Genomic DNA, 12,094 nt, shown 5'->3' on the forward strand with positions numbered 1-12,094 from the left:
GTTCTTGATCATTCCTATAGATTTCTGCGAATGATCACATTCTGTTGGACCATGCAGGATCCACCTGCACATAGACACTTGTCCGATATCTTCACCGCCACATAATCCGAACCATGCGCGCTTCTATTCTATTCTGTCTATCTGCATACATTCTCTTGGGATCGATTTCCGCAAGTGCCCAAGTACCTGCAAACGATGTATGCGCATCAGCGACACAGATCGCATGTGACCAGACCATTAGCGCCACTACGGAACAGGCAACGCTGGATGGCCTTGATGATTGCGGCACAACAATAACGGCTCCAGGCGTCTGGTTCGTTTTCGAAGGCACTGCCGGGCAAATACTTGTTTCCACTTGCGAAACACATTCCTACGATACCAAGATCAGTGTATTCACAGGATCTTGCGATGACCTTGTCTGTGTAGGTGGTAATGATGATGGCACGGGTTGCAACTATGGTTCATCGTACGCATTCATAGCACAGGACGCTGCCACGTATTATATCCTTGTACATGGATACCAGCAAAATACAGGAACCTTCGATCTTGAACTGCAATGTATTGTTGTTCCCAACGACGATTGCGCTGGTGCCGTACCGATCGCTTGTAACCAGACAGCTTCCGGGAACACAGTACCGGCAACATTGGATAGTGCACCCGCTTGTGTTACCGGAATTGATGCACCGGGTATCTGGTACACGTTCACGGGTGTGGAAGGCACCGTGCTACTGAGCACCTGCGAAACGTACAACTACGATACGCGCATGAACGTGTACAGCGGATCCTGTGGAAACTTGATCTGTGTGACCGGCAACGATGATGCGATGCAGGATGTTTATTGCTCGGAGGTGGCCTTCGCTGCTGACGCCAACACGACGTATTTCATCCTCATGCAAGGCTACGATGGTGAGACAGGACAATTCGACCTGTTGATGAGCTGCCCATCGTGTGGTACGCCAATGAATATTTCCATATCCCCAACGGACACCGCCGCAATGGTGAATTGGACATCAACGAATACCGGAGCATCGTTCAACCTGGAGTACGGAACAGCTGGTTTCACACCCGGCTCCGGAATTACGGTAACAGGTGTAGTTGGCACTGATGGCCCTCCGCTTACTCTTGGTGGACTAACGCTTGGAACCGATTACGAAGTTTATCTCAGAGAGCTATGTAGCAACGGAAATGTGAGCAGCAACACAGGACCCATCCCTTTCACAACACTGAGCACCCCGATACTGGCAAACGCGCTTTGTTCAGGTGCCACACCGTTGGTCTGTGACTCATCCGTTACAGGAGATACTTCGTTCGGCATTGCAACCACAGGCCCGACCTGCGGACCAGCGAACATTACTTCAAAAGGTCTTTGGTACACCTTTACTGGGAATGGAGACGAAGTAACATTAAGTACCTGTGGACAAGCCGCGTTCGATACCAAGATCAGTGTCTTCACCGGATCGTGTTCCTCACTCATCTGTGCTGCGGGTGGCGACGACCAACCCGGATGCCCAGGGAATTCAACGCGCGTTGTTCTACCAACTGTAACTGGCGTACAGTATTTGGTTCTTGTACACGGGTATCAGCAGAATGCGGGAAATTTTACGATGAATATGACCTGCGCTCCTGCGTGTTCACCAGTTGTTCCTAATGACGATTGCACTGCTGCGGAAGCCATTACACCTACACCAATTGGAGCATGTAAACCGCACAGCGGTACGCTGGAATGTGCCTATTCATCGCCAGCAGTGAATCCTGCTTGTGATCCTTATGGTGCCGTATCCGATGTCTGGTATTCGTTCAACTCCGGACCTTCATCAACGTGTACGATCACCGTGGAAAGTGTCACAGCCGAACCGGTCAGCGTCGCCATCTATTCAGCATGCAATGCGCTTCAATACATCATCTGTGAAGTGGAGATGGACGCGCCATTGGATCTTACAGGGCTTGATCTATATACCGACCACTATATCCGCATTTGGAATGCCGGTGGTAGCGACGCAGGTACGTTTCTTTTGTGTGTGGAAGCTGATATCACGATCGGTGTGCACGAGCAGATGATCGATCAAAACGTTCAACTGTGGCCTAATCCAGCAGATGCGCTTTTGCAGATCACGGGAGATCTACGAGGCCGTGTCGTCGTCCTGGATCCGCAAGGTCGATCCGTCATGCATACCACACTGATTGCTTCACCTACGGTGATCGACATCCAAGGACTTGCGCCCGGGATATATCTGCTAAAAAGCGGTGACGGGGTCCTGTTGGGAAGGTTCGTGAAGAACTAGTTGACCGCAGAATTGGTGAACGGTGGTTGCCATCAACGCTTCAGGACGCGTGCCGTTATTCTACCATTCTTGCTTTCCACAACAACACTGTATGCGCCTTCACTCAATGCGCTAATGTCCGCGAAAACACGCTTATCGCTAGGGACCTCCCCTTCATGCAAACGCATGACCTCACGACCCAAAGCATCCAATAACCGCACGACAACACGTTCGTTCGCAGCCGAAGAAATCGTGATCATGACCAGTGATGACGTCGGATTCGGAAAAACATCAACGATCGAAGGTCCATCCGTTTCAGAAATTCCGGCGCTGATATCCAACACATCAAATTTCCACCAGCCCTCCGGCGCTACAATTGGTCGAACCTGCGTTTTACCGGATACTGAAGTCCCTTCAACATAATAGAACACCTCCGTTCCCGCCGCTTGCGCGGGAATCGCACCAGCCCAATTTCCAGAACCTTGATCCGTCATTGGCAAAGCAGCAAAGCCTTGGGTGGTATCCACTGTCCAATAAAGCTGCGCATTTGCAATCCCTGAACGATGCCGCATATAAGCCTCTACCGTGTAGGGTATTACGGTCTCATACGTATCGCTCAACCGTTGGTGGCTGATCAACAAGGGATCGTCGACACCGATTGCCTTGGTAATGCAATGGATAGCCCCGCTTGCACTGATGATATTCTGATCATTATCGTCACAATCGATCCCCACGATATTATATCCCGGTAGTGTTTCACGCAGGATCCGCAGTCCCGTGGTATCGTATTCATCACGGTAGGTCGGCACCAGAATGGTCTTGTTCAGAAAGATATTATTGGCGAATGTCCGATAACTTGCTGATGGAGGATAGGCTCCTCCTGTACTGCTCGGCATGGGTACCCGCACGATCCTGTAAGGTGTGCCAAAAACAGAATTGTAATTCGAAATTATGCTCTGGATGTTGCTCTCTAACGTAGGTCCATCACTAATTCCTACCGGAAACTCTCCGATCAAAAGCGTTTCTTCATCGATCAGCTTCATGTGCATATCAATGTGATGGATGGCATCATAAGGTAATGTTGTCATTTTTACATAACGTCCTTGTTGAATGCCCATGAACTGTTCCATGATATCATCCACCTGCGCTTCTGTTTTCACCGTTTGATTGAACTGCCCACTCGGTCCGTTCTCATCCAGGACCAACTCACTGCTGAACGCCGTTCCGAACCCATCGGCCATGAAATTCCCTCCCGTATGTACTAGATCATAAGGCGCTTGCGTGGTGCTGTAGATCGGCAGGCCCATTTGGGTAGCAAGTGCATCACTCAGGCCGTCATCCTCCGGCCGCGGACGATTATAGATCCAATCCAGTAACATAACGGAATCCACTTCGTTCCGATAGATGGTCTCTGGTCCGAAATCACGGCACCAAATACTGTTGAAATCCTCCTCTAGGAACGTGATATTGTTCAGGTCCGGAATAGGGCCACCATATTGGCTGTTCTGTAAGTAATCCGAAACACTTGCTTCGTCATCGCAGACAATGATCACTTCGCATTCCTCCTTGGCATGACGTACGATCTGTTTCAGGATCCCCGTATACGAGGTCCACGTAACCACCACGGCTTGCACTTCTTCCCATTCAGCCATGGTTCGCACAGGGAACGCGGGAGGCGTTGATATTCCACGTGAAGTTCCAGCACGAGAATCCCGATAAGCAGGGATCAGGCTTTGCTCTCCGGGTGCAAGTTCGTGCGGTAGATCGTGTTGAGCAATTGCCGTGAAACTCAACAATACGAAAAAGGGAAGTACAATTTGACGCATAAAAGAGGGTTCTGATCCGCGAAGTTACGGTCAATTACAGGGCGGTGATGGTATACGTTCAGCGACAATTGCAAGCCCAACCGCCTGCAGCCTATGGCGCAAGCTCTTCTTCGGTGACCGTACTGATCGTATTTGCTGCCACGCTTTTTGTGGACACCTCAATCGACGGTCCCGAGGAGGTTGATCCATCCAGATCTCCTATCGTTCCTGAAGCGATCTGCTCTGGTGCTCTAGTGACAACGCGTTTACGCTGTTTCAATTTGCGATACAGCGATTCAATATCGCGCACATAATGGAATACTTGACTGCCATTGCAATAGCCGTTACGCAACGTTGGATCCATGTAATACCGCGGCTTCGATAATAGCAGCACGGCTCGTTCCACATTATGATCCCAACGTTCAGGATCGAATCCAAGTTTCTCTGCCAGCCGCTGCGCGTCGACAATATGACCGGGACCTGCATTGTATGAGGCCAACATGAACCGCATGCGTTGGGTTCGATCCGGAACAGCACGCATCCATAGTGTATCCAATCTATTCAGGAATCGTGTAGCCGCTTCTATGTGATCGCCTGCCATCATGGACGAATCCAAGCCAAGGCGCAAAGCAGTACGTGGCATGATCTGCATCAAACCGCGGGCTCCTTTGTGTGAGACCGCGTTACTATCGAAACGTGACTCCTTATATGCCAGCGCAGCCAACAGCTCCCAGTCCCATCCGCTATTTGCGGCATGTCGTTGAAATTCAGCGTCGAACGGAGAAATGCTATCACCACTGACCGGAATACCTTTCATTATTCTCAGTGGGCCCTGTTCCGGGATCTTACTAGCGTATGCTTTCATGAAGAGTTCACGCTCGCCCTGAACGATCTTATCCGTCAACCAAGAGTCTAGGGCTTTGCGCAATTCAGGTGCATTCTTCCGCATAGCAAAACGTAGTTTTTGATCAGGGCAGTCCAACGGTTCAAAATCCAATACTGGGAATCTACCTGCCTCATATGCAGCACGTGCATCAGAGATGATCGCCGCATGGTGCCTCCCCATGACCACTTCCATCAGCAGGTCTTCCGGAGTAATATTCCTTTCGATCCGTATATAATGATCCGCCAGAACGCCTTTTGCAAGATCATACCCTGGTATCGCGAATGGTGACCAATGGCTTATTTCAATTGTATCCAGCGCGGTGCGGACACTAGGACCATCCATGGCCCGCGCCGGGATCGGGTCTTCGCGCAGGACAGCTAGTACGGGGCGCACTTCGCGGTAGGGACGTGAGAATTTGACCCACTTGCTATAGTCGTTCCGCATTACGAGTTGGGCCGCCATCAGGTCTCCCTTACCAAGCTGCAAGGCCAATAACATTGAATCCGGATCGTTCATCGGAATGAACGAGATGTTCAGATCAGCGGTCTTCGCAAAACGACGGATGAGGTCGTGTTCCAGTCCGGATACGGCACCCGGCCGCACTTCCCAGGTAAGTGGATCTTCCAGAACCAGAATACGCAATGTATCTATTTGAATATCTGATAGGTCACGCAGAACTTTGGGTTCCGCCCAAGCCACACCTTCTTCTGGCAATGAACTATCAAAATTTCGCAAAGCCAGGAAACAGGCTGCGCTGAATAGCACAATACCGAAGGCCAGCAAGACTTTACGCCGCATAAGGATCATACGTATTGAGCAATGTGGTGTTCCAACTCTGGGAGGAACGAACGAAATTCTTCGTTGAACTGGTCAAAATGGGCTTCCAGTATATGTTCCACACCGATCATGGACTCTCCCTTCGGCACACGGCGTGCCAAACCGCTTATGGCTTTGCCGATCCCGTCAATTGTGCTGTATGAATTCAACCAATCCCGGCTTACCATGTAGTGCAACAGGTGCTGAGTACGTTCGGTCATAAGCTCCGCATGTTCAGGCAACAAGGTGTACATGCGTGCCGCAAAATCGGGCAAGGTCTCATCCTCCCACCAGAACGGATCATTCGCCAATAAATGATCATAGAACATGTCCATGACCACTCCCGAATAACGACCTGCATATTGTCGAACTCGCGCTCTTCCCTCAAGCTGTAAAGGATGCCTATCCGTAAACGAATCGATCGCCCGATGCATGCGTATTCCACGCTCCACATCAGGGTGGTATTTGCTCAGGTCCCGGCCTTTGATCTCATCCGCCATGAAGTTCCCAACGATCACTAACGGGGTATTGCCCGAGACGTAGAGATGACCTAGAAAATTCATTGCGGAAAGATAGGAACCCGTGACTCGTGGACCATCGAAAGTAGAAAGTCGAACGAAGCCTCCCACCAATGGATCAGGCCGTTCATGTATTCCCTATTGTTGCTCAGCTCCGTTCGGGTACTTTAGCTCCGTAAAATGTCATCCAAAGCCCACAGTCTAAACCTTTTCAATCGCACACGTGTCGTGTATTGGGTTACACAATTGATCGGCTGGGGGCTATTCACCGGCTTATTCCTGTTCTGGAATTACTTGGAGGATCGATTAACACCGGACGGTGTTCGAGTGAATTTCGTGGTCTTCGTGATCGGGATCCTAATGAGCCATTATTTCAGAAGCATCATCTTACGAAAAGGCTGGTTGGAAAAGGACTTGGGCTGGGTGTTGCCCCGCCTTGCGCTTTGGTCAGTAATTCTAGGATCTTCCGCGTTCTTGGTACTCGGGATCATCCACGATCTATCATTCGATTTCGAGCCGTTGCTTTCCGGATCCGCATCAGATCTTTTCGGACGTATTCTGAACTGGGTGGTCCTGCTTTTCCTATGGTCACTTTGTTATTTGGGATACACGTATTTCATCCGGCATCGGCGAGAGGAGATACGGAATCTAAGGCTCGAGACCGCTAACCACGAGAATCAGTTGCAGAATTTACGCGCTCAGATGAACCCGCATTTCATGTTCAATGCGCTCAATAGCATACGTGCGCTGGTCGACGAAGACCCTGATCAGGCAAAACTTGCTATCACTCAACTGAGTGCCATACTCCGCAATGCTTTAGCAACCGTGAAACGCAAAACGGTACCCTTGGGCGAAGAATTGGATATCGTGAAAGCATACCTTGGATTGGAGCTTATCCGATATGAAGAACGGTTACGTGTGCAATGGAACATTGAACCGGATCTGAACCGCATACAAGTTCCACCGATGTTGCTACAGACCCTTGTGGAGAATGCTGTACGGCATGGTGTAGCGAAATATGCGGATGGTGGCGACATCCATATCAGTGCTCAGAAAAGCGTGAACGGCATCGTACTTTCAATTCGCAACAGTGGACATTTTGAAACACCAGGAACCCAACAGATGAACGGCGGATCCAACACTACATCGCGTGTTGGGATCGGGTTGCGGAACACACGGCGTAGATTGGAAATGCTCTATAAAGGAGAAGCGAATTTAAAGATCCAGAACCGTGATGGAATGGTAGTGACCGAGGTGGAAATTCCTGATAGTTAATGATGCAAGTTGTTCATTGTCCGTTATGCGTTAAGTGAATAACGAACCTTTGTACAACGACCGACAACTGATAACCTGCAACAAACAACCGACCCATTATGAAAGCTTTGATAATTGATGATGAACGCTTAGCAAGGAAGGAACTCGCCGGGTTGTTGGAGAAGTATGATAATATTCAGGTAGTTGGTGAAGCAACCAACGCCGATGAGGCTGAAACGCTTATTGCAGAAAAGCATCCCGATCTATTGTTCCTGGACATCAATATGCCGGAACGAACAGGTTTCGACCTCTTGGAGGCACTGGACCAAGCTCCGCATGTGATCTTCGTTACCGCTTATGACGAGCACGCTTTAAAAGCCTTCGAGGTAAATGCTTTGGATTATCTATTGAAACCGATCGACCCGGAACGACTGGATGCAGCGATCAATAAGTTACAGACCACGACCGAATCGGATGTATCGCACCGAGAAACCTTGCACGAGAACGATCAGATCTTTTTAAAGGACGGCGAGAAATGTTGGTTCGTTACGTTGAAGGATGTGCGGTATTTTGAAAGTGAAGGCAACTATGTCCGGGTCCGCTTTAAGGATCAAAAACCTTTGGTACTCCGTTCATTGAACAAACTGGAGGAGAAGTTAGACCCCAGGATCTATTTCAGAGCTAACCGCAAACACATCATCAACCTGCGCTGGGTGGATAAGATCGAACCGTGGTTCAGTGGTGGCCTTATGGTGAAACTGAAACCAACATCCGACAAACCCGACGCAGAACCCGAACAGATCGAAGTGTCACGCAGACAAGCCAGTCGTTTCAAGGAACTGCTAAGCCTGTAACGTTGGATTCCGACCGTTTCCTGAACGAGGAATAACGCTATGCAAATAGTGTAGTCACCAAGATAGATCGCGCCCCCAAGAAAAAGGTCATTCGTTTTCCGCCCGATCAATCCTATCTTGCCTCCGCATACCAGAAAACCATACGCTCATGATCCGCATCATTACTCTATTGCTCCTCGCCTTTTTCACATCTACATTATTCGCTGGCCAAGGTGGACCGGATGCCTATGGTTATATCTGGAAGGACAGTAACGAACCGGATGGGCCGGTCTATGCTTGGCAGGATATCACGAGTATTGGAACGTTGGTCAGTGGGCTTGCCGATGACAATTCGGTTGGGCCGATCGTGATGCAGACCAGTTTTCAGTATTACTGGTATACCCGCAAATTCATTTGGGTGGGTAGCAACGGTTATATAGCGTTCAACAGTGGTAACATCGCCTCACCCTTCCCAACCATTCCAACATCCGGCGGCACCAATGATTATATAGCTGCCATGATGAGTGACCTTACATTCTTGGGTGCTGGCAACCCGGCACAATGCTATATCTACGATGATGGTCTCATAACCACTGTATCATACATCAACGTTCCATTCTGGAGCGCAACAGCGCCCAATAATTTTGAGGGTTCCAATACATTCCAGATCATTCTGGATACGAACGACAGTACCATCACAGTGCAATACCAAGCGCAGACTGGGTTAACACAGAATACCGATCTGAAATTGGGGATCGAAAGCGTTGCTGGCAGCATTGGTCTACAGCACTCTGCCAATGTGTATCCGGTTGCCAATTATGCCATTCGTTATTACCAACCGCCAGTGGGCCTGTTGGATATCAGCGATGCTACGATCACCTATAACACTGCCGTTGGTAGTGGTGGGCAATTCCTTTCCCGAGGTGGATCACAGTTTCCTTTGAGTACAGTGATCGGGAATATCGGAAATGTGGATGTGGCCGATTTCCTCACTACGGGTGATGTGCTCAATGCTGCGGGAGCTGTTGTGGTAACGAACCAACAATCCGTTGGCTACATGGCACCTTACGGAGACACCTTGATCACTTATCAGAATGCCTTCGACCCGACCACAGCGGGTACATACCGCTTTCGTACTACCATAAGCGGCGTTATGGATGAGCTGGTAACACTGAACAATACTCAGATACAAGAGCTTGTGGTGTTGGATACCACAGTTACAACTCATGATCTTGAATACCATGGCAACGCGGATGATGGTCTTGGCCTTGGTTGGAGTGGCGGAAACGGCGGAGTTGGTGTGCATTTGATCCCCCCCTACTACCCTGCATATGCAACAGCGACGACAGTGCGGATCGCGGCTAACGCCACTCTGGCCGCGTTCACGATGATGGTCTTCGCTGATGATGGACCTGATAATACACCCGGCACCTTATTGGATTCGGTTTACATGTCCGGCGCAAATGCTGCGGCCGGCAACCATGTGGTTCCATTATCATCACCGCTTACAATTGCCGATGGCGGCGTATATGTCCAATGGTACATGGAGGGCGAAGGGGTGAACATCGCTCAGGATATTTCACCACCCTTTTCACTTCAGACCTACGAAGTACTTGGTGGAACATGGGCAGAATTCCGCGATCGAGAGAATATTGACTTCTTCATTGGTCTTCGATTGGAACAAGTACCGGTATATGATATTGGTTGCTCCGGATTCTTCGGCGTTGCCGCCATGGATGATATCGGAAGCCCATTGGCCGTTCGTGCTTTTGTCCACAATTACGGAAATGCTGCGATCACGAATTTCCCCTTGAGCTATCGGTTCGGAACGGACCCTGTGTTCACTCAGACCTATACTGGAGCGGCCATTGCGCCAGGTGCTGAAACATTGGTCACGTTCACGCAACAATTCATTCCCACCATGGATGGTCAGGGAGATCTTTGCGCTTGGACAGCTGAACCAACTGACGTTATCTCGAACAACGACACGCTTTGTTTGACCGTTTCAACGTGGATCGGAATTGAGGAACTTCCGATACTAACCGCAACCGTTGGTCCCAACCCAGCGAATGAGTTCGTCCGGATATCGGGTTTACCGATCGGTTCCTATTCAATGGAATTGCACGATATGCAAGGCAAATTGATTGATCTAGAACGACTGAATGTGGCACATGAAGGGGTTCATATTTCCGTAGCGGATGTTCGTTCGGGTTTCTATGTCCTGCATATGCGTTCTGAGGAAGGCAGTTTCAGAACACTCCTATCGATCGAGCGATAACTCTGCCCTCAACGTCTAACTTCGTGCGCTCTTTGGGCGAAATTGCCAAGGACGTGTCTGCTCATGAATAAGAATACAACTGCCCTTTTGATCGTTTGGAACGTAGTACTAACTGCTCTGCTGGCATGGAGCCTTTTGCGCACATCCTCAACCGATCAGACCATAGCGGTCCCTGCAACTGGATCTTCCGAAGAAGCTATGAAAGCGGTGATCTCCCCAAGAGATAGTTCAGCGATCAAGGATGCGCGAATAGCCTATTTCGTAATGGACTCAGTGCAATCGAAATACGAAATGGTCAAAGAACAAGGTGACAGATTGCGTGGCGAAGGAAAACGGCTGGAAGGCAACCTACAGCGTGAAATGGATAAGGCACAGGGTCGCTATCAGGAGCTGATGCAAAAGGACCATACCTATAGCACACAAGCTGACATCCAGAAAGACGAAATGGAATTGCAGAAGTTGGGTGAAAAGATCCAAGGATTGCAGGCAAGCAGTGAGGAACAACTGGGTCGCATGGAGATCGAAAGCTTGAACCTGATATCCAAAGAGATCGAGGATTATCTACAGGACTATAACGCAGTTGCGGGATTCGATTATATATTCAGCGTGCAGAATGGTGGCCAGATCTGGACTGGTAACGAGAACTTGGACATCACGGAAACGGTGGTCAAAGAACTCAACAAGCGGCATAGGGCCAAGAAACCCGTGGCAAAGCCTTGATCGGTATTTGTGCAGGTTTCCAGTGCGTTATTCAATACGGACTGACCCAAAGCACTGCCGCTTAATGATTTTCATTTTTGGCGTAAACGAACGAGCTCGTGAATGGATCTATTGGACGGAAAAAAGAAAGAGAATATTGGCGATTACGTGATCAGCATGTGGCACATTGAGGATCTGATGCGGGCCAGCAAGTTCGATATGAAGATCATTGAGGAACAATTGATCGAGCCGATCGATGGGGACTACGAAACCCGTGAGAATGTGCGCGAGTGGTACTCCGATATCATTGCCAGAATGAAAGAGGATGGCTTGGAACAAAGCGGCCATTTACCCGAAGTGAACGATGTACTTGGCGAACTGGAAATGCTCCACCGTTCGTTGGTGGAAGGTGATAGCGATGAGAAGTACACTGCTCTGTACGTCCAAGCCAGTGAAGGGATCATAGACCTTCAGAAACAAGCCGGAGAAGAGGCACTACCACCGATCGAGACATGCTTTACCGCAGTCTATGGTCTTATGGTCCTACGGGCGAAGAATGCCAAGATCGCCAAAAGCACACTTGAAGCAGAGTCGTCCATGAGACGGCTGTTGGAGTATTTGAGCATGCATTACAAGCAGATGCGGAAATTGCCTGGGATCTCTTTGAATTAGTCCGATCGGTAGGGCACCGTATAGACCTTCGCCCATCAAATACTTTGCATTCAATTCCAGATACATTTGGAA

General features: G+C 49.5%; 9 protein-coding genes. 6 read left to right on the forward strand and 3 right to left on the reverse strand.

What is annotated here, in order from left to right; translation table 11 throughout:
- Positions 1-113: 113 nt before the first annotated feature.
- The gene (locus tag IPF95_17345) at positions 114-2,282 is read left to right on the forward strand and encodes a T9SS type A sorting domain-containing protein (GenBank protein ID MBK6476448.1); all 2,169 of its coding nucleotides are present in this window, start codon (positions 114-116) and stop codon (positions 2,280-2,282) included.
- 32 nt (positions 2,283-2,314) lie between these two features.
- Here the strand turns inward: IPF95_17345 and IPF95_17350 are convergent, their stop codons facing one another.
- From IPF95_17350 to IPF95_17360, 3 genes are all read right to left on the reverse strand, one after another.
- Positions 2,315-4,087: an agmatine deiminase family protein gene (locus IPF95_17350; protein ID MBK6476449.1), complete on the reverse strand. Its 1,773-nt coding sequence runs from the start codon at positions 4,085-4,087 to the stop codon at positions 2,315-2,317.
- Positions 4,088-4,178: 91 nt separating this feature from the next.
- Entirely contained in the window at positions 4,179-5,750 is a 1,572-nt protein-coding gene (locus tag IPF95_17355) for a transglycosylase SLT domain-containing protein (GenBank protein ID MBK6476450.1), read from the reverse strand.
- A gap of 5 nt (positions 5,751-5,755) precedes the next feature.
- Positions 5,756-6,331: a DUF479 domain-containing protein gene (locus IPF95_17360; protein ID MBK6476451.1), complete on the reverse strand. Its 576-nt coding sequence runs from the start codon at positions 6,329-6,331 to the stop codon at positions 5,756-5,758.
- A gap of 135 nt (positions 6,332-6,466) precedes the next feature.
- Here IPF95_17360 and IPF95_17365 point away from each other — a divergent pair, with 135 nt between their 5' ends.
- The 5 genes from IPF95_17365 (at position 6,467) to IPF95_17385 (ending at position 12,022) form a co-directional block, all read left to right on the forward strand.
- Positions 6,467-7,561, forward strand: coding sequence for a histidine kinase (locus IPF95_17365; GenBank protein ID MBK6476452.1), 1,095 nt, complete (start codon positions 6,467-6,469; stop codon positions 7,559-7,561).
- Between the two features lie 98 nt (positions 7,562-7,659).
- Positions 7,660-8,394, forward strand: a complete 735-nt coding sequence (locus IPF95_17370; GenBank protein ID MBK6476453.1) for a response regulator transcription factor — start codon at positions 7,660-7,662, stop codon at positions 8,392-8,394.
- A gap of 148 nt (positions 8,395-8,542) precedes the next feature.
- The gene (locus IPF95_17375; GenBank protein ID MBK6476454.1) at positions 8,543-10,651 is read left to right on the forward strand and encodes a T9SS type A sorting domain-containing protein; all 2,109 of its coding nucleotides are present in this window, start codon (positions 8,543-8,545) and stop codon (positions 10,649-10,651) included.
- Between the two features lie 63 nt (positions 10,652-10,714).
- Positions 10,715-11,371 carry an OmpH family outer membrane protein gene (locus IPF95_17380; protein ID MBK6476455.1) on the forward strand — a complete coding sequence of 219 codons (657 nt, stop codon included), beginning with the start codon at positions 10,715-10,717 and terminating at the stop codon, positions 11,369-11,371.
- 102 nt (positions 11,372-11,473) lie between these two features.
- Positions 11,474-12,022, forward strand: coding sequence for a DUF4924 family protein (locus tag IPF95_17385; GenBank protein MBK6476456.1), 549 nt, complete (start codon positions 11,474-11,476; stop codon positions 12,020-12,022).
- The last annotated feature ends 72 nt before the right edge of the window (positions 12,023-12,094 follow it).

The organism is Flavobacteriales bacterium (assembly GCA_016704485.1).
Lineage (GTDB): Bacteria > Bacteroidota > Bacteroidia > Flavobacteriales_F > PHOS-HE28 > PHOS-HE28.